An 18167-nucleotide genomic window follows, 5' to 3' on the forward strand; every position below is an offset into this window, starting at 1 on the left:
CCTCCATGACCTCACTCAACGGCGCCGTCGTCCTCGTGACGGGCGCGAACGGTGGCATCGGCACCCACTTCGTCGCCGAAGCCCTGGCCCGGGGTGCGGCGAAGGTGTACGCCACCGCGCGCACCCCGCGCGCCTGGGATGATGAGCGCATCGTCGCACTGCAACTCGATGTCACCGACCCGACCTCCATTCAGGCTGCGGCTGATTTCGCCACCGACGTCACGGTCCTGGTCAACAACGCCGGTGCCAGCCCCTCGACGGCCAGCTTGATCGACATTGCCGAGTCCGAACTGCGGACCACAATGGAGATCAACTTCTTCGCCCCGGTCCTGCTCGCCCGCGCATTCACCCCAGCGCTGCTGAAGGCAGCGCACCCGATCCTGATCGACGTGCACTCCATCGGCAGCTGGCTTGGATATGGCGGCGCGTACAGTGCCGCGAAAGCCGCTCTCTGGGCCGCCACGAACGCCTTGCGCCTCGAACTCGCACCACGAGGCGTGCACGTCATCGGGGTGCACATGAGCTATGTGGACACCGCCATGGCGGCGCAGGCGCAGGGGCAGAAGCTGCAACCCGGCGATCTCGTCCGGCAGGTGTTCGACGCGTTGCAGGCTGGAGCTGTCGAGGTGATCGGTGACGAGCAGACCGCGAAGGTGAAGGCAGCTCTTGCAGGCCCCATCGAAGCGCTCTACCCAGAGCTGCCGCCCTTCGCCTGAGACGGAAGGGCGGCACTGCCGCCCATCCGAGGTGGGCTCAGTCAGTGAGGAACTTCACCGCGACAGGGGCGAACTCCTCCCAGTACTGGAAGATGCCGCCGTGACCGGAGTTGGGGTAGATGATCAGCTCACTGTTCGCGATCCGGTTCCGCAGATCAGTCGACAGCACGGATGGCACCATGCGGTCGTGGTCACCGTTGGCGATGAGGGTCGGCTGCATGATCACGGACAGATCCGACGGCTGTGAGCGCCCGAACCGCTGGATCGCCTTCAACTGGGTGCCGAACGCCTTGTTGTTGATCTTCTTGTCGCGGTCAACCGTGCGCTCCTTGAGCCGTTCCACGAACGCCTTGCCGGCCTTCTTGCCGGGGACGTCTCGGTTGAAGAACAGGAACTCCTTCGGATCGGACCGGGTGAGGGCGGCGCGAAGGATGTCGTAGTAGGTGGCCCCGACGACCTTGTCCATGTCCTTGCCGCCGCGCGGGCCGGTCCCGGTGAGAACGAGTTTGCGGACCAGGGATGGATGCTTGACAGTCAGATCCTGCGCGATCATGCCTCCCATGGAGAAGGAGAAGACGTCGATCTTGTCGTAGCCGAGGGCGGTGATGAACGCATAGGCGTCGTCCGCTGCCTGTTCGAGGGTGGCTGGGACGGCGCCACTGGAGGCGCCGACTCCGAGCTGATCGAAGGTGATCACGTGGCGCTGCTTGGCGATCGGGTCGACGAGCCGTGGGTCCCAGTTGTCCAGGGTCGCAGCAAGGTGGGTGAAGAACACCACCGGAATGCCGCCCTCGGGTCCAAGCTCCCGGTAGGCGAACGTGTCGCCGCCGGTGGTGATGGTCTTCGCGGGCGCGTTCGCGTACGAGGTGATCACGGGTTCGGTCGGAGTGCTCATGACGACGGGGCTTTCTTCGTTGGGATCAAGAGAGAGTGCGGTCTCGATGTCGGATGCTGGCTAAGAGAGTGTGACGACGGCCTTGCCGCGGATACTCGTCTTCCCGAGCGACGACAGTGCAGCCGGAATCTGTTCGAACGGGAATGTCGCGCCGACGACAGGGCGGATGATCCCGCGCTCGAAGAGGTCGGTCATCTTCTGCAGCTGCGCACCGTCGGCTCGCATGAACAGGAACTCGTACGTCACGCCGAGCTTCACTGCCTGGGCGCGCACCTTGCGGCTCAGCCCAGCGACGACGAGCTTCACGACCGGATTCAGGTGGGCTTCCTTCGCGAACGCAGGATCGGGCGCACCGTTGATACTGACGGCCTTCCCACCGGGCTTGAGAACGCGAAGCGACTTGGCGAGATTTTCGCCGCCGAGACTGTCGAGGACGAAGTCGTAGCCGGAGAGTTCCTGTTCGAAGTCGTGGCTGCGGTAGTCGATGACCACATCGGCGCCGAGTTGGCGGACGAAATCGGCGTTGGCTGCAGAGGCCGTCGTGGCGACGTGGGCACCGAGGTGCTTCGCGAGCTGGATGGCAATTGTGCCCACACCGCCAGAACCGGCGTGGATGAGGACTTTCTGCCCGGGCTGGACGTTGCCGCGCTCCACGAGTGCCTGCCATGCGGTCAGCGCGACGAGCGGCAACGATCCGGCCTCGATCGTGGTGATCGTCGTCGGCGTGAGTGCGAGGTCGGCTTCGTCGATGGCGATACGTTCGGCGAACGCGCCGATGCGGTGGTCCCTCGGGCGTGAGTACACCTGATCGCCCGGCTTGAAATGGCTGACCTTGCCTCCTACCCGGATCACAGTCCCTGCGACGTCGTGGCCGAGAGTGGTCGGTAGCTTGTAGGGCAGGATCGGCTTGAACTCGCCCTCCCGGATCTTCTCGTCGAGCTGATTGAGCCCTGCGGCTTCGACCGTGACGAGGACGTCGCGTTCGCCGACGGTGGGCTCGGGGATGTCTCGGAGTTCAAGGGGCTGCTTGTACTTGGTCAGGACGAACGCCTGCATGATGTCTTCCATCTCTGTCGGTAGGGGCGATGAATACGAACGGGCGGTCAGCGGGTAAGGAACTGACGGATGGTGTCGGTGACGGCCGTGGAGTGTTGAAACACCACACCGTGTCCAGAGTCCGGAAAGGTGGCCAAGGAGCTGTCCGGCAGGAGTGCGTGCAAGGCGTGTGCGTTGACGACGGGGACCATCCGGTCTTCTTCGCCGTGGATCAGCAGTGTTGGGGAGGACCACAACGGCGCCGACGGCGCTGCCGCGTCCCCCCAACGGTTCACGGCGCGAAGTTGCGCCCGGAATACCGCTGGCGTGACGGAACTGTCCCTGTTCCTGTTCCGCTCGGTCAGCCGCCGGAGATACGCGGAAGCAGCGGCGCGGCCAGCGGCACTGCGGGTGAAGAACAGCAGCTGCTTCGGGTCCCGGCGCGTCAACGCGGCCCGTACGGTGCTACGGATCGCGACCCCGGTCATCGCCTTCAGCCCCGGGCCGTGCTGCGGTCCCGTGCCAGCAAGGACCACCCGCTCGACCAGCTCGGGTGCTTGGCCGAGCAGGGCCTGAGCGACCATGCCGCCCATCGACAACCCAAACAGATCGATCCGTTCGTACTCGAGTGCCCCGAGCACAGCGATCACATCGGCAGCCATAGCGTCGAAGGTGTCCGCTACCACTCCGGCGGATGCGCCGACGCCGCGGTAGTCGATGGCGATGAGACGACGGTCCAGCGCCAGAGCATCCACGACGGCAGGATCCCAGCTGTCCAGATTCGCACCGAGATGCGTCAGGAGTACGAGCGGGACTTCCGAGTGCGCTCCGTACTCACGAACCGCGAACTGTGTCCCGGCTGCTGCCATGGTTCTCGTCGGTACATCGCGCCAGGGCCCCTTACTGAGCCTCATGGATGAGTCCTCTCGACCTTTCGAAACGTCGGAAACCCCGAGTAGACTCAAGTTTGAGTCAACTCAGTTATCTTGTCAAGGAGATGTTGTGGCACTACAAGAGAAATCAGTAGGGCGGCGCGAACGGGCCAAGACCGACAAGCGCGACCGCATCATGCGGGCGGCGCGTGAGATGTTCGCGGAGCGTGGCGTGAGCGGTGTGACGACGCAGCAGGTCGCGGATCGCGCCGACGTAGCGATCGGCACCTTGTACCTCTACGCGGCGACGAAGGCGGAACTGTTGATCATGGTGCAGAACGACAAGTTTGCAGACGCCGTAGAGCAGGGCCTCGCTGCGCCCGAGCCTGTGGGGCAGACGTGTCGTGTGATGGCGGTGCTGATGCCCGTTGTGCAGTGCGTCCGCGAGCAGGTTGAGAACGGCCGTACGTACCTCCACGAGCTTGTCTTCGGAGATCCCGACGAGCCCCACCGGCGCACCGGCCTGATGCTCTCCGGCCGTTTGGAGGCGGGCGTCGCGCGCCGTCTCGAAGGCAGTGGTGTACCCGCTGAGGACGCGGAAGTGCTTGCTCGCGTCGTCACCGCGATCGTGCACGTCAGCACCACCGCCACGGTCTTCGCGCAGCGTTCCCTCGACGAGGTCCTTGCCGACATCCGCAGTCAGGTCGACGCCTGCCTGCCTTGTACCACCGCAGCGAAAACCGCCGCGTAAGCGAACCCGGAAGGAAGGGCACCATGAGCACTCACTACGACCTCGTCATCCTCGGAGCTGGACCAGGGGGCTACGTGGCCGCGATCCGCGCCGCGCAACTCGGTATGCAGGTCGGCGTCATCGAGAGCCGTTACTGGGGAGGGGTGTGCCTGAACGTGGGCTGCATCCCCTCGAAGGCGCTGCTGCGCAACGCCGAGCTGGCGCACACCGTCACACGCCAAGCAGACGTCTTCGGCATCTCCGGCACCGTCCAGTTCGACTACGGCGTCGCGTTCGATCGCAGCCGGCGCGTAGCCAACGGCCGCGTGAAGGGCGTGCACTACCTGATGAAGAAGAACGGCATCGCCGAGATCGACGGATACGGTGTGTTCCGCGATGCCCAGACCATCGACGTCCAACTCACCGGCGGCGGCGCGGAAACGGTGACGTTCGACGATGCGATCATCGCCACGGGATCCACCGTCCGCAGCCTCCCAGGCGTCGAACTGAGCAGCAACGTCGTCACCTACGAAACCCAGATCCTCGAGCGCGAGCTGCCCGCTTCTTTGATCGTCATCGGCGCCGGTGCCATCGGCATGGAGTTCGCGTACGTGCTCCGCAACTACGGCGTCGACGTCACGATCATCGAGTTCCTGGACCGGGCCCTCCCCAACGAGGACCCGGAGGTGTCGAAGGAGATCACCCGGCAGTACAAGAAGCTCGGCATCGACATCCTGACCTCCTCCCGCGTCGACACCGTCACCGATTCCGGCAGGAGCGTCGACGTCTCCTACGTCGACGCGGCCGGGGCGACTGACGTGATCACAGCAGACCGTGTGCTGATGTCCGTCGGCTTCGCCCCGAACGTTCTCGGATTCGGCCTCGAGGCCACCGGCGTACAGCTCACCACACGCGGCGCGATCGCGATCGACGACTTCATGCGAACGAACGTCCCTCACATCTACGCGATCGGCGATGTGACCGCAAAACTGCAACTCGCCCATGTCGCGGAGGCGCAAGGCATCGTCGCAGCAGAGACGATCGCTGGCGCGGAGACCCTGCCGCTCGGCGATTACCGGATGATGCCGCGCGCCACCTTCACGCAGCCGCAGGTCGCATCCTTCGGCCTCACTGAACAGCAAGCTCGCGACGACGGCCACGAGATCATCGTCGCAAAGTTCCCCTTCACCGCGAACGGGAAAGCGCAGGGCCTCGGCGAGCCGAGCGGGTTCGTGAAACTCATCGCCGACGCCGCCCACGGCGAACTCCTCGGCGCACACATGATCGGTGCCGACGTCGCAGAGTTGCTGCCCGAACTCACGCTCGCGCAGAAGTGGGACCTCACGGCCGCGGAGCTTGCCCGCAACGTGCACACCCACCCGACACTCGGAGAAGCGCTCCAAGAAGCGTTCCACGGACTGACCGGCCACATGATCAACCTCTGAGCCGGTTGCGTGGCCTGTCGCATCGCGCGCGGTCGCACATGAAACGAGGGTGGACGCGATCGCGTCCACCCTCGTAGCTCCCGGCCGCCGAACGGTGCGGCCGAGAAGTCGTTACTTCAGCTGCTCCGGCGTTCCCGGAGCCGGCGTGCCAGCGACCATCTCAGGATCTTCGGCGAGGTCCTGCAGCGTGCCGCCGGTGGCAACGACCTTCGCGGACTCCTCCGGGACGCGCAGCCAACGAACGGAGATGCCAGCGAGGACGTAGAGCGCGGCGAAGATGATCGTCACACCGCCAGCTCCGAGCGGTGCGAGGAAGATCGCAACGATCAGCGGTCCGACGAACGTCGCAGCGCCGGCACCCAGGTTGAGCACTGCAATGGAGTTGCCCTTCTGCCCCGGTGCCATGAGGGACATGAGCACGGAGATCGGTGTGAAGCCGGCCAACGTCACACCGAAGAACGCAGCGCACAGCACGGACACCCAGTACTCGTCGGTGGCCTGTGGGATGAAGTAGAACGCGAGGACCGCGACCGCCGACCCGATGCAGCCGAACCACCGCAGCGTGCGGTGCCACCCAAGCCGGTCGGAGAGCACTCCGAAGAACAGGTTCGCAAAGATGTTCGCCGCCCCGAGGACGAAGACCAGCTGCAGCCAGCCGGCGGTTCCGAAGCCGAGGTCCTTCGCGAAGATCGTCGGGAAGAAGACGAACAGACCGAACTGCGGCGCGGTGTTCACGATCCGCACGAGGCAGCCGAGGCCGACACGCGGGCTGGTGAAGGCGATGGCGACGGAGTTCACGATGCTGCGTCCCGTGGTGACCTCTGGTCGGGCGAGTCGGTTCCCTCCCTTGGCGCCCCGCAGTCCGACGAGCGAGACGACGGCCCCGAGCGCCACCAGGACCAACGAGATCCAGAGGGTCAGGTACTCGCCGATGAGCGGCTCGGTACCGCTCGCGAGCAGGGATCCGAGCGTGGGAAGGCCGCCGGTGAAGGCGAAGTAGAACCAGCCCACTGCCGATCCGAGCCGGTGTGCGGGACTGCCCGCGAGGACCCAGACGAGGAATCCGTAGGCGAAGAACGGGTAGCCGATACCGCGGAGGCCGTAGATGACCAGCATCAGCCAGTAGTTCTGGGTGGGGAGTGCCACGGCGAGGAAGAGCACCTCGAGTGCGGCCCACGTGACGGCGCCGATGATCATCACGCGTCGGGGGCCCCAGACGTCGGACAAGGCTCCGGACAACCAAGAGCCGATGGTGACGACGGCGCCGTACACGGAGATGATGATGGCGGCGTTCGTCTCGGTGCCCGCGCCGTTGTTCGCGAGGAACGGCGCGATGTAGCCCGATTCGACGCCGTCGCCGATCATGAAGAGGAGCAGGCCGACGAAGCCCCAGACGAGCGGGCGGGGAAGTCCGAGTCGGTCGATGAAGCCGGTCGAGGCCGGGCCGCTGGTACGGATGTGCGTGGTGGACATGGCGGGTTTCTTCCGTGAGGGCAGCGTCACTGCTGCGGGAGGAGATGCACCTTGCGGGCAGATTCGGACTTCGCTGCCTCGAGCGCGGCGGCGTAGTCGTCGAGCCCGAAGGTGTGGGTGACGGTGCGGGGGGCGAGGTCGTCGAGGGTGACGATCTCGGTGACCGCGTCGGGGTAGGAGGTAGCGAGGGACTGCGAGCCAACGATGGAGAGTTCGCGGTCGAACAGGTCGTACGGGCGGAGATCGATGGTGGCGGTGGGGCTGACCACGCCCATCTGCAGGAGCGTGCCGCGCTTCGCCAGTCGGGTCAGAGCGTCGGAGACCGCCGCCGGGTGTCCGGAGGCTTCGATCACGAGGTCGATGTCCTGCACGCCGGAGTTCGTACCAGGCGCCCCAGCGGAGTCCGCACCGAAATCGATCGCGGCGTCGCGACGGACGGGGCTCGGTTCGATGATCTCGATGCTCTTCGCGCCACGCGCCTTCGCAACCGCGAGAGCGAGCAGTCCGATGGAGCCGGCTCCGTAGATGAGGACTCGCTGGCCTTCGATCGGCTTGATGCGCCCGAACGCGTGCAGCACGCATGCGAGTGGTTCGATGAGGGCGCCAGTTGCCCAATCGACCCCTTCGGGCAGCTTGAAGACGACCTTTTCGGGCACGGCGACGAACTCGGCGCACGCGCCGTTGACGGTCACGCCGATCGGGTCCAAGTTCTCGCACAGGTTCGTCGCGCCGGCGAGGCACTCTTCGCAGTGGCCACAGTTCACGTTCGGGTCGACCGACACGCGGTCGCCGATGGCGAACTTCGTGACCTCAGCACCAGTGGCTGTGACGGTACCGGCGAACTCGTGCCCGGGGACGACGGGGAACGTGCCGGTGGGGTAGTCGCCGGAGGCAAGGTGGATGTCGGTACCGCAGATGCCGACTGCCTCGGGGGCGATGACGACATCGTTCGGGCCGGGCGTCGGCGCGGGGATGTCCGCGATTTCTATCGAGCCTGTGCCGTCGAGCACTACTGCGCGCATCTTCGTTGATCCTCTCGGGAGTCGCGTCGCGGATGCGTTGCACCCGCCGTTTCAGGGCGTTCTCCCGGAGACTGCTACGTCGTTGGGCGAGCCGCTGACACACAGTACGACGAGATTGCTGCTTGTGTCTATACGCGTTGGACTGTCTAGACAAAAATCGTCGCAGGTCACATGATGGGAGCCATGCCTTCACTCGCTGACGAGCCCTCTACGGAGACCGGTTCCCTGTTCCTCCAGCCCGACCGCAACCTGGCCCTCGAGCTCGTGCGTGCGACGGAGGCCGCCGCGATCCGTGCGCAGCCGTGGGTCGGGCGCGGTGAGAAGAACCTCGCCGACGGCGCCGCGGTCGACGCGATGCGCAAGTTCCTCGGCACCGTGAACTTCGACGGCGTCGTCGTCATCGGTGAGGGCGAGAAGGACAACGCCCCGATGCTCTACAACGGCGAGCACGTCGGCAACGGACACGGCCCGGCCTGCGACATCGCGGTCGACCCGATCGACGGCACCTCGCTCACCGCCGCCGGCCGCCAGAACGCCATCTCCGTCATGGCCGTCTCGGACCGCGGTTCGATGTACGACCCCTCCGCCGTGTTCTACATGGACAAGATCGCCGCCGGCCCCGAGGGCCGCGGGGTCCTGGACCTCGAGAAGCCGATCGGTGAGAACATCCGCGCGCTGGCGAAGGCCAAGGGCAAGGACCTCGAGGACATGGTCGTGGCCGTGCTCGACCGTCCCCGTCACGACGAGCTGATCCGCGCGATCCGTGCGACCGGTGCCGGCACGCGACTGCTGCTCGACGGTGACGTCGCCGGTGGCATCGCCGCCGCCCTGCCCGGCTCGACGATCGACATGTGCGTCGGCGTCGGCGGCACCCCCGAGGGCATCATCACGGCGTGCGCGATCAAGGCGCTCGGCGGCGTGATCCTCGGCAAGCTGCAGCCGAAGGACGACGAGGAGCGCGAGCGCGCCATCGCCGCCGGCCACGACCTGGACAAGGTCCTCGACCAGGACGACCTGGTCACGGGTGACAACACGTTCTTCGTCGCCACCGGCGTCACCGACGGCGTCCTGGTCGACGGTGTCCGTCGCTCGCGCGGCGTCATCCACACCGACTCGCTCGTGCTGCGGTCGCGCTCGAACACCATCCGCCGCATCCAGGCGGACCACCGTGCGGAGAAGTGGTTCTAGCTCTCAATACTGGCGAGTCCGATCAACCGTGACTCGTCGGGGGGCGCGCCTCCGTGGTGTCCGGCGCGGCCCCCACCCCACATCCGTTCGAAGGAGAACGCGCGATGACCAACGAGTCCATGACCGCCAGCGCCGCAGTGCCGACGGGTCGAGGGCTGCTCGACCGGCTCGGCCTGCCCGCCCCACTCGCGCTCGGGTTCCTCGGCGTCCTGCTGTTCATGATCGGGGACGGAGTCGAGTCGAACTACCTGTCGCCGTTTCTCGTGGACACAGAAGGCTTCAGCGAGTCCGCTGCCGCGGTGACGATCAGCGCCTACGGCATCTTCGTCACCGTCGGATCGTGGCTTTCTGGCACCCTCTCCTCTGTCCTGGGCCCCCGCAAGGTGATGATCATCGGCGCCGCGACTTGGGTCGTCTTCGAGGCGCTGTTCCTGACCGTCGGCGTCGGTGCTGACGTGCGCTGGGTAGCCGTCGTCGCGTACTCGATTCGCGGCATCGGGTACCCGTTCTTTGCCTACGCGTTCCTGGTGTGGATCAACACCGCGACCCGACCGGAGCAGCGCGGAAGCTCCGTGGGCTGGTTCTGGTTCGTATTCGGAGCTGGACTGCCAACGCTCGGATCGCTGCTGGCCAGTTGGACGATTCCGGTCATCGGTGAAGTCGGCACCTTCTGGCTTGCGACGGGCCTCGTGGTCCTCGGGGCACTCACCGCCATCCTCGGCGTCCGAGACCGACAGCACGCCGGACCCGCGCGCAACGGCGACAGCGCGATCGCTGAGCTTGCCAAGGGACTCACGATCATCTGGCGTCAGCCACGGGTCAGTGTCGGAGCACTCGTACGGCTCATCAACACGGCGCCGAACTTCGCGCTCTTCGTCGTCGCGCCGTTCTTCTTCACTGAACAGATCGGTTTCACGCAGTCTCAGTACCTGCAGATCGTGACGATCGTCTACACGGCGAACATCTTCGCCAACCTCTTCTTCGGAGTCCTCGGCGACCGGTTTGGGTGGCAACGCACAGTGCTTTGGTTCGGGTGTGTCATGAGCGCGGTCGGGGCCGCCTCGCTGTACATCGTGCCGGTGCTGGTTGGCCCGAACTTCTGGCTCACCGTCCTGTGCTGGGCGATTCTCGGAATCGGTCTGGCCGGCTTCGTACCTCTCACGGCCTTGGTCCCCTCGTTCGTCCCGGCGGAAGATCGCGGGAGCGCGCTCGCTGTGTACACGCTCGCGGCAGGCCTCTCGGCGTTCATCGGCCCGGTCCTTGTCGGTGTCCTCGGCGGAGCAGCAAACGTTCCCATCCTCATCGGCACCTTCGTGGCTATGTACGTCGTCGGGGCGCTGCTGTGTCTCGCGCTCCGAAGCGAGGAAGATCCCCGCAACCTCCGGATCGCGGCTGCGGACAGGCACGGTGACCTGCCCTAGGGACGGGGCATCACCGGGCGCTCTCGTGGCTGGTGTCGGCGCGCATCACGGTATCGGCGTCGACTACCCAGTCCAGCGCGGCCGCCGCGAGCATCGCTGCGCCGACGGCTGCGACTTCCGGCTCGTGCACGATCTGCATCCGCCGTCCGCTGACCTGTTCCTTGATCGCGAGCCAGCCGGGCGCCCGTGACCATCCACCGGCCACGTACACGTGCCCTGGTGCGGGCATCAGCGCGGTGACTTCGTCGATCGCATCGGCGCCGACCCGCGCGAGGGCGCCGAGTACTGCCGCCGCCCTCGATGTCGCCTTCGCGGGAGCTCCGACGGAGTACTTCGGTCGGCCTCCGCCGCGATCGCCCGCGACGAACACGTCCGAGTCCACATACCCGTCCGGCTTCCTTCGACCGCTCGCAATGAGTCGCAGTTCCGACGCAACCTCTGGGTCGAGCGACGCCCATTCGACGTTCCGGGTGAACTCCTCGACCGACAGGAGTGAGGTGCCGGTGTTCCGGATCCCGGGCGCGACGTCGACTCCTGTGGTTCGGTTCACCTGCTCCGGCGCCTGCGCCACGACGACTTCCGCGGTTCCCATGGAGTCGAGTACTGCTCCTTGGTCTAGCCGGTCCACTGCCCACCCGCCGATCGGATGGTCGTGGCCGCCAGCGATCGCGAGTGCGCCTGGGGCAAGCACTCCGGCCTCGTCCAAGCGCCTCGACAGGATCGGTCCGACGGCCTCACCTGCGGTGAGGACCTTCGGCAGGAGCGTCGGATCCCGCAGCGTGCTCTCCACTCGCGCCAGCACCCATGAGCGAGTTCTTCCGTCCCAGGCTGCGGTCCGCGCCGCGATCGAGTCGCTCATGAAGGCGGTGCCGGACCAAGCGCTGGCTGCGTAGTCAGTGAGTGATACCCAGCCTGCTGCGGATTCGAGCTGTCCTTGCTCACGGGCCCAGAGCCAACCGACGAGCGTTCTTGCGGCATCGTCGCCGACGCCGACTCCGTCAGCTGCAGCGAGCTGCGGGGCGACGGCGGTGAACAGCCTGGCTCGTCGTGGATCGAACCAGGCGAGCGCCGACGCCGTTGGGCGCAGTTGTGCGTCGACGGGGATGCCGTCCTCGCCGACACCGACGGCGCAGACCGCATGAACGGCGAACTCTGTCCCGCAGACCTCGAGGAGCATGTCCTCGATGAGCCGAAGCAATTGCTGCGCGTCGATGGACAGATCGGTGTCGTCGCGCGGGGTCTGTCGCTGGGCTCGGCTGACGACTCGACTGTCAGCACCCAGACCGACGACCTTCGTGTTGGTACTGCCGATGTCGACCCCGCAGACGATCGGACCCCGGTGTGCGCGCTTCACGAGCGTCATTCTGTCCCATGAGCGGGACCGCAACAGCCCGATGTGGACAATTCGCTGGACTGTACATATGGACTAGACAATCTGTACCAACCTACCTACCATGGACGGGAACCCAGGCGGTTCGGCCGAGACGGATCTCCGTCGCAGCGACGCGATGACGCAATCATCCGCGCCGCCGCGTGCGCCCCTTGGAAGCCGCCGAGACCACCGAAGCGCTCCGAAAACACGGCGACTTGCACGTCGCGACGCCGTCGGTGCAGGCCGAAAGGAACCCTCTTGCCTCTTGTCAGCGGTATCGACGTCATCAACGAGTGCACTTCACGCGGGCTCGTCGCCGGCGCGTTCAACACCACGAACATCGAAACGACGATGGGGATCGTCGCAGCGATCGAGAAGGTCGGCGTTCCGACGTTCATCCAGGTCGCTCCGACCAACGCGGCGCTGTCAGGGTTCGAGTACATCTACGACATGGTCAGCCGCCGGTTGGCAGAGTGCGACGTCCCGGTGGCGCTGCACCTCGACCACGGGAAGTCGCTCGATGCTGTGAGGGATGCGCTTGCGGCGGACTTCACCTCGATCATGATCGACTACTCCGAGTACGACTACGACGAGAACGTGCGCGTCTCGAAGATCGCACGAGAGCTGACGCCGTCGTCGCTCGCTCTCGAAGCAGAGCTCGGCAGCATCGGCGGCAAGGAGGACGACGTCGCTCCCGAGTTCGCGGCACACACCGACCCCCAGCAGGCCGCCGAGTTCGTCGCCGCGACCGGGTGCGACATGCTCGCGGTATCGGTCGGGAACCAGCACGGGTACGTCCCGAACGCCGCGATCGACTTCGAGCTGCTCGCCGCCGTCCGCGACGCCAGCCCGGTCCCGCTCGTCATCCACGGCGGTTCCGGACTGCCCGATGAGCAGCTCGCGCAGCTACACGAGTACAACGTCGTGAAGGTCAACGTTGCCAGCGATCTCCGGAACGCGATGATCCGCTCGTTCGGCGAGGCCTACAACGCCAACCCGAAGGAGGCGTCGCTCATCCGAGTCTCCACGGACGCGGTCGCCGCCATCACCCACGTAGTCGAGAAGCGTATCCGCACGCTGAACCCATCCGTCGCCTGACCTGTCACCGCGTTCAGCGCCGAACCGAAGGACCTCACCCCGTGCTCCCTACCATCACGGTCGACATCGGCACGACCAGCATCAAGCTGTGCCTGTTCGACGACCTGGGCGGCGTCGTCGTCTCGACGAAGCACCCGACGCCGACGACCCGGGACGCTTGGGGAGAGGTCTACCAGGTGGAGGCGCTGCTGCAGCAGATCGCCGACTTCGTCCGCGGCCTCGACGATGCGGCACGACGTTCGGTGCGTCGCATCGCGATCGCCGGTGTGGGAGAGTCCGGCGGGCTGGTCCGCCCCGATGGGTCGTTGGCATCGCCGATGATCCTCTGGCACGACCACCGTGGAGCGGACTGGCTCGAGGACTTCGATGTCTTCAGCCGCGATCGCGTGTACGCGATCACTGGACTCCCGGTGAACCCGAACTACGGCATCTCGAAAGTGGCGTGGGCCGTGGACAACGCTGGCTCGGGGGCTGCTGATGCGCAGTGGTTGAACGTGGCGGAGTTCGTAGCGGCCGAACTGACCGGCGAACGATGGTCGGAGTTCTCCCTCGCCAGCAGGACGATGGCGCTCGATCTCGCGGCCAGGACGTGGTCGGCCGAGATGTGCGACTTCTTCGATCTGGACGTCAGCCGGTTCCCCGACCTCCGCACCGCTTCCGAAGGCACGACGCTCTCGCCCGTTCGGGCCGCGGAGCTCAGACTGGACACCTCTGTCATGGTCCACGTCGCTGGCCACGATCACATGGTCGGTGCCGTCGGCGCCGACCTTGAACACAACGAGCTGCTGAATTCGACCGGGACGACCGAGGGCTTGCTGTTCCTGACCGACGCACCGACTCTCGGTCCGGCAGCAGGACGCGCGATGCTCGCGAACGGAATCTCTTGCACCGGGTCCGACTACACGCTGTTCGCCTCGATCCCGACTGGTGGCTCGGCGTTCGCGACGTTGCAGGGACTGCTCGGTCGTTCCGCATCGGAACTCGCTGACAGCATCTCCGGCATCCACCAGGAGTACGTCGCCGGCGACGTGGCGCTCGACCGCTTGCCCGTGATCCTCCCGCAGTTCCGCGGGAGCCCCCCGCCGACGAAGAACGCTCGAACACGCGGCGCGATAGCCGGGCTGCAGACCGACACGACCGCCAACGAACTCATCCTGGGCTGCTTCCTCGGGATGGCACTGCAGTTCTCCGACGTGCTCGACCTCTTCCCAGTCACGGCGAGCCGCGTGAAGGTGATCGGGCCCGCAGGCGGGAACCCGCTCTGGCAGCAGCTGAAGGCGGACCTCCTCGGCACACCGCTCACAGCCTCCCGATTCCCGGAGGTCGTCTCCCGCGGCGCGCAAGCCCTCGCCTCCGACCAGCGGCTCAGTTGGCAGGACAGCGATCCGGAAGATGTGGACGTCGACACGGCTCGACGCGAGGCACTCGCTCAATGGCGAGCAACGATCCAGCCCCAGTGGGACTACCTCAAGGGTCTCCCCGCATGAGGCTGTTCGAACCGTCTGAGACAACTTCCGTAACCCAAAGGAGGTCGACGATGCTGATCGCAGGAATCGACTCATCCACGCAGATGTGCAAGGTCACTGTTCGAGACGCCGCGACCGGCAACCGTGTGCGGGAAGGGAAGGCGTCACACCCGTCCGGCACGATCGTCCACCCGGATCGGTGGTGGCAGGCGCTGCTCACAGCGGTTGAGCGTGCAGGCGGACTCGAAGACGTGCAAGCGATCGCGGTGAGCGGTCAACAGCACACTCCGGTCTTCCTCGACGAGGACGGCGAGGTCGTCTGCGATTCACCGCTCTGGAACGACACCGGTTCCCACGGCCAGATGGTCAGCCTGAACGAGGAACTCGGTCGAGACACGTGGATCCGCCGAACGGGCCTGCCGCTCACGCTCTCGGACACCGTCGTGAAGCTCCGCTGGCTGCGAGACACGGACCCGGCGGCAGCCGAGCGAACTGCCGCGGTGGCGATCGTCCCCGACTGGCTCACCTGGCGCCTCCTGGGGTACGGAAGCGGGCACGGCGGCCTGGATGCTCTCGTCACCGACCGATCGGACGCCGCGGCAACCGCGTACTGGTCGCCGGAGACCGGTGAGTACTGCATGGACCTCGTCGAGCATGCGTTCGGCAAGACCGTGACCCTTCCGAAGATCCTCGGACCGCTCGACCGCGCCGGTGTGACCGGTGGAGGTATCCCCGGCATCCCCGCAGGAATCGTCGTGGGCGCTGGCAGCGGTGACAACGGAGCCGCAGCCCTCGCGCTCGACGTCAGCGCCGGCGACACCGTGCTCTCTCTCGGAACCTCCGGGGTCGTCTACACGCAGTCCGAAACGCCGATCCACGACTACGCCGGATACGTCTGCAACTACGCGGACGCCACTGGCAAGTTCCAACCGCTCGTTGCGACCCTGAACGCCGGCCGGAACTTCGAACTCGGCGCCGCACTGCTCGGCTGCTCGTTCGACGAACTCTCGGACCTTGCGCTCTCTGCCCCGGCAGGTGCGAACGGTCTGACCCTGTTGCCGTACTTCGAAGGAGAGCGGACTCCGGATCTGCCCCACGCGAGAGCCTCACTGCATCAAGCGTCCCTGACCAACTTCAACCGTCCGAACTTCGCGCGGGCCATCATCGAAGGAACCCTTGCGAGCCAGGTCGAGATGCTTGAAGCGTTGGAGCGGTGCGGCATCGTCACGGAACGCGTCGTCCTCATCGGTGGTGCTGCGCAAAGTGAGGCGGTTCAGCACATCCTGACGCAGATGGTCGACGTACCTGTTGTCGTCCCCGATCCCGAGGAGTACGTCGCCAAGGGGGCGGCGATGCAGGCGCTTGCTGCGCTGCAAGGGGCGTTCCCGGTCTGGTCGACGAACGGCGACGAACTCGCCCCGCTGCGAACCGAAACGCAGATCTCGCAGCAGCATGACGCTGCGAAGGTGGCGATGGGGTACTTCGAGAAGACGGCGGCGCGATCCTCGCAACCTGCAGTCCAATAGCTGAGATCGGTCGGGAGCGGAGCACCGTGCGGTGGCTGTACGGGTTGTCCGTATGAGATGGTCATACCGTCTACGTGGTGGTGTCATGCCGCCCCGGGTGCGATGCGAGGAGAGCCAGGATGAGCGAGCAACAGGCCATTGACCGGCAGTCGCCTGTGCCGTACTACGAACAGCTCGCTGATGTGCTCCAGGTCCGCGTGGAGACCGGGGCGATCGCTGTGGGGGACCGTTTGCCGAGCGAACTGGACCTCTCCGCTGAGTACGGAATCGCCCGCGCGACCGTCCGGCAGGCCCTGCAGCTCCTTGAGAGTCGAGGACTAGCCCAGCGTGTCCCGAATCGAGGTGTCTTCGCGTCGCGGCCGTCGTCCGACCGTGGATGGATGATCCAGAACACCGAAGGGTTCCTTGAGAACGCGGTCGGACGACAGAACCGCGCCGTGACCACCACCGTCCTGCGATCGGGGAGAGCGAAGCTGCCGGACTTCGTCGCCGCCTTGCTCGAAGTCGCGGTCGGAGTCGAGGGATTCGAACTCGTCCGCCTTCGCCACCTGGACGGTGTCCCTGCCGTGTACAGCGTCAACTACAGTCCGCCAAGCGTCGCCCCGTTCGTCGGCGATTCGGAAGCCGTGCTCAACGGAACTGGGTCCCTCTCCGAGCTGCTGACGCGTGCCGGCTACCCACTCCGCGGCGCGCACCGCACGATCCGTGCGCGGGCCGCGACTGCTGAAGTCGCTGAAGCTCTGGAAGTCGTGCGCGGCGAGCCGGTCATCTGCGTGCAATCCACGTCCTGGACGAAGAACGAAGAACGCTTCGACGTGTACGAGACATGGGTGCGAACCGACGTCGTCCCGCTCGAGGTGAACGTCAGCTCGGTCGACATCCCCGGCCATTGAGCTGTGAACGGTGACTGCTGGGCGCCGGTCTCGCATGGAGAAGCCGGCGCCCAAGCCGTCAGATCTCGCTGATCAGTGCCTCGAGGCGGAGTTCGCCGGCACGGGTCTGCATGCCGGCGTCGAGGAGCCGGTGAGCAAGCTCTGCCGCGTCGGCGGTGAACAACGGACCGAGAAGCGCATTCTCCGTTGCGAGGCCTCCTCGCGTCACTCCGCTCGGAACCGTGTTCACCGCCTCCTTGACGGCGAAGACGACTTCGGGCCTCAGCTCACCGATCCGACGTGCCAGTGAACCGACGTACTCATCGATCTCGTCCGCCGGCAGAGCCCGGTTCACCAGCCCGTAGCGCTCGGCGAGTTCGGCATCGACGAGCTGGGCGCCGAGGAGGATCTCGAGGGAACGAGCCCTGCCGACGAGCGAGGTCAAGTACTGCGTCCCTCCGCCACCGGCCATGATGCCCATGAGCACCTCGGGCTGGGCTTGACCGGCTTTACCGATGGCGGCAAAGCGCATGTCCAACGCCATGAGGAATTCGTTGCCACCGCCGCGGGCGAGGCCGGTCAGCTTCCCGATCGTGATCTGAGGGAGAGAGCGCACTTCCTCGTGGACAACTTGCATGAGGTTCATGTCCGCAGGAAACTCCGCATCCGGATTCGCCGCCATCGTTGCCGCGCCGGCGGCTGCCATCACCTCGGGTTCTGTGATGAACCGAGTGTCGCCGTGCGCCACGAAGATGTCGGGATCAGCGCTGTCGAAGACGATCACGCGGACGGCTTCGTCGCCACGCACCTGCGAGACGAACCGGCGCAGCGATGGTAGGAGAGTCCCGTCAGAGAGGTTCAAGGGGGGATTGTCGATGGTGACATGGGCGACCCCATCAGCTACCGAGATGTGCAGGGCGGGCAGGTCGTAGGTCATGGGTGTTCTCTCCGTATCGCGTGAACATCAGCGCCTTGTTTGACACTGAGTGTCACTGTAGACACAAGAATTCGTACCTGCAACTGAAGTCAAGGCTCG

Annotated in this window: 16 protein-coding genes and 1 pseudogene; 9 read left to right on the plus strand and 8 right to left on the minus strand. The window is 65.9% G+C overall.

Translation table 11 applies throughout. From position 1 onward, the window contains the following. Nucleotides 1-5: 5 nt before the first annotated feature. Nucleotides 6-716: an SDR family oxidoreductase gene (locus EDF53_RS11970; protein WP_123293778.1), complete on the plus strand. Its 711-nt coding sequence runs from the start codon at nt 6-8 to the stop codon at nt 714-716. A gap of 37 nt (nt 717-753) precedes the next feature. On the opposite strand, the gene EDF53_RS11975 is transcribed toward EDF53_RS11970, so the two are convergent. The 3 genes from EDF53_RS11975 to EDF53_RS11985 are packed head-to-tail and all read right to left on the minus strand — an operon-like array spanning nt 754 to nt 3515. After that, nucleotides 754-1611: an alpha/beta fold hydrolase gene (locus EDF53_RS11975; RefSeq protein WP_123293779.1), complete on the minus strand. Its 858-nt coding sequence runs from the start codon at nt 1609-1611 to the stop codon at nt 754-756. Between the two features lie 60 nt (nt 1612-1671). Then, on the minus strand, nt 1672-2667 hold the full coding sequence (locus EDF53_RS11980) for an NADP-dependent oxidoreductase (RefSeq protein WP_123293858.1): 996 nt from the start codon (nt 2665-2667) through the stop codon (nt 1672-1674). 47 nt (nt 2668-2714) lie between these two features. Then, the gene (locus EDF53_RS11985) at nt 2715-3515 is read right to left on the minus strand and encodes an alpha/beta fold hydrolase (RefSeq protein ID WP_185021020.1); all 801 of its coding nucleotides are present in this window, start codon (nt 3513-3515) and stop codon (nt 2715-2717) included. Between the two features lie 133 nt (nt 3516-3648). Between EDF53_RS11985 and EDF53_RS11990 the strand changes: the two genes are divergently transcribed. Together EDF53_RS11990 and lpdA are read left to right on the plus strand one after the other, a co-directional pair. Further along, nucleotides 3649-4269 carry a TetR/AcrR family transcriptional regulator gene (locus tag EDF53_RS11990; RefSeq protein WP_173169689.1) on the plus strand — a complete coding sequence of 207 codons (621 nt, stop codon included), beginning with the start codon at nt 3649-3651 and terminating at the stop codon, nt 4267-4269. A gap of 23 nt (nt 4270-4292) precedes the next feature. Beyond that, nucleotides 4293-5693 carry a dihydrolipoyl dehydrogenase gene (gene lpdA / locus EDF53_RS11995; RefSeq protein WP_123293782.1) on the plus strand — a complete coding sequence of 467 codons (1401 nt, stop codon included), beginning with the start codon at nt 4293-4295 and terminating at the stop codon, nt 5691-5693. Nucleotides 5694-5804: 111 nt separating this feature from the next. Here lpdA and EDF53_RS12000 read toward each other — a convergent pair whose 3' ends face one another. Beyond that, nucleotides 5805-7166, minus strand: coding sequence for an MFS transporter (locus EDF53_RS12000; RefSeq protein ID WP_123293783.1), 1362 nt, complete (start codon nt 7164-7166; stop codon nt 5805-5807). Nucleotides 7167-7192: 26 nt separating this feature from the next. Next, on the minus strand, nt 7193-8188 hold the full coding sequence (locus tag EDF53_RS12005) for an alcohol dehydrogenase catalytic domain-containing protein (protein ID WP_123293784.1): 996 nt from the start codon (nt 8186-8188) through the stop codon (nt 7193-7195). Between the two features lie 174 nt (nt 8189-8362). On the opposite strand from EDF53_RS12005, the gene glpX reads away from it, so the two are divergent. Both glpX and EDF53_RS12015 read left to right on the plus strand, forming a co-directional pair. Continuing rightward, entirely contained in the window at nt 8363-9376 is a 1014-nt protein-coding gene (gene glpX / locus EDF53_RS12010; protein WP_395861609.1) for a class II fructose-bisphosphatase, read from the plus strand. A 104-nt stretch (nt 9377-9480) separates the two neighbouring features. Then, a complete protein-coding gene (locus tag EDF53_RS12015; RefSeq protein ID WP_123293785.1) occupies nt 9481-10797 on the plus strand; it encodes an MFS transporter in 1317 nt (438 codons plus the stop codon). A gap of 10 nt (nt 10798-10807) precedes the next feature. Here EDF53_RS12015 and EDF53_RS19665 read toward each other — a convergent pair whose 3' ends face one another. Together EDF53_RS19665 and EDF53_RS19835 are read right to left on the minus strand one after the other, a co-directional pair. After that, the gene (locus tag EDF53_RS19665; RefSeq protein ID WP_260215521.1) at nt 10808-11503 is read right to left on the minus strand and encodes a hypothetical protein; all 696 of its coding nucleotides are present in this window, start codon (nt 11501-11503) and stop codon (nt 10808-10810) included. Continuing rightward, a pseudogene (locus tag EDF53_RS19835) lies at nt 11504-12160 on the minus strand (FGGY family carbohydrate kinase); the annotation flags it as partial. A 33-nt stretch (nt 12161-12193) separates the two neighbouring features. On the opposite strand from EDF53_RS19835, the gene EDF53_RS12025 reads away from it, so the two are divergent. The 4 genes from EDF53_RS12025 (at nt 12194) to EDF53_RS12040 (ending at nt 17152) form a co-directional block, all read left to right on the plus strand. After that, nucleotides 12194-13267: a class II fructose-bisphosphate aldolase gene (locus EDF53_RS12025; RefSeq protein WP_260215523.1), complete on the plus strand. Its 1074-nt coding sequence runs from the start codon at nt 12194-12196 to the stop codon at nt 13265-13267. Nucleotides 13268-13308: 41 nt separating this feature from the next. Next, nucleotides 13309-14754, plus strand: coding sequence for an L-fuculokinase (locus EDF53_RS12030; protein WP_123293788.1), 1446 nt, complete (start codon nt 13309-13311; stop codon nt 14752-14754). Continuing rightward, complete coding sequence (locus EDF53_RS12035; protein ID WP_243648831.1) at nt 14751-16259, plus strand: FGGY family carbohydrate kinase; 1509 nt, start codon at nt 14751-14753, stop codon at nt 16257-16259. Before EDF53_RS12030 ends, EDF53_RS12035 begins: the two co-directional genes overlap by 4 nt. Before the next feature lie 119 nt (nt 16260-16378). Beyond that, the gene (locus EDF53_RS12040) at nt 16379-17152 is read left to right on the plus strand and encodes a GntR family transcriptional regulator (RefSeq protein ID WP_123293790.1); all 774 of its coding nucleotides are present in this window, start codon (nt 16379-16381) and stop codon (nt 17150-17152) included. Nucleotides 17153-17210: 58 nt separating this feature from the next. On the opposite strand, the gene EDF53_RS12045 is transcribed toward EDF53_RS12040, so the two are convergent. Then, nucleotides 17211-18068, minus strand: a complete 858-nt coding sequence (locus tag EDF53_RS12045) for an enoyl-CoA hydratase/isomerase family protein (protein ID WP_123293791.1) — start codon at nt 18066-18068, stop codon at nt 17211-17213. Nucleotides 18069-18167 lie beyond the last annotated feature (99 nt).

It is taken from the genome of Curtobacterium sp. PhB78 (assembly GCF_003751685.1).
Classification (GTDB): Bacteria; Actinomycetota; Actinomycetes; order Actinomycetales; family Microbacteriaceae; genus Curtobacterium.

Excerpts from the sequence above, each read along its gene's own strand:
- EDF53_RS12035 (WP_243648831.1), top strand. The coding sequence starts at position 14,751 with ATGAGGCTGTTCGAACCGTCTGAGACAACTTCCGTAACCCAAAGGAGG.
- lpdA (WP_123293782.1), top strand. The coding sequence starts at position 4,293 with ATGAGCACTCACTACGACCTCGTCATCCTCGGAGCTGGACCAGGGGGC.
- glpX (WP_395861609.1), top strand. The coding sequence starts at position 8,363 with ATGGGAGCCATGCCTTCACTCGCTGACGAGCCCTCTACGGAGACCGGT.
- EDF53_RS11975 (WP_123293779.1), bottom strand. The coding sequence starts at position 1,611 with ATGAGCACTCCGACCGAACCCGTGATCACCTCGTACGCGAACGCGCCC.
- EDF53_RS12005 (WP_123293784.1), bottom strand. The coding sequence starts at position 8,188 with ATGCGCGCAGTAGTGCTCGACGGCACAGGCTCGATAGAAATCGCGGAC.
- EDF53_RS12045 (WP_123293791.1), bottom strand. The coding sequence starts at position 18,068 with ATGACCTACGACCTGCCCGCCCTGCACATCTCGGTAGCTGATGGGGTC.
- EDF53_RS12000 (WP_123293783.1), bottom strand. The coding sequence starts at position 7,166 with ATGTCCACCACGCACATCCGTACCAGCGGCCCGGCCTCGACCGGCTTC.
- EDF53_RS12040 (WP_123293790.1), top strand. The coding sequence starts at position 16,379 with ATGAGCGAGCAACAGGCCATTGACCGGCAGTCGCCTGTGCCGTACTAC.
- EDF53_RS11970 (WP_123293778.1), top strand. The coding sequence starts at position 6 with ATGACCTCACTCAACGGCGCCGTCGTCCTCGTGACGGGCGCGAACGGT.
- EDF53_RS11980 (WP_123293858.1), bottom strand. The coding sequence starts at position 2,667 with ATGCAGGCGTTCGTCCTGACCAAGTACAAGCAGCCCCTTGAACTCCGA.
- EDF53_RS12015 (WP_123293785.1), top strand. The coding sequence starts at position 9,481 with ATGACCAACGAGTCCATGACCGCCAGCGCCGCAGTGCCGACGGGTCGA.
- EDF53_RS11985 (WP_185021020.1), bottom strand. The coding sequence starts at position 3,515 with ATGGCAGCAGCCGGGACACAGTTCGCGGTTCGTGAGTACGGAGCGCAC.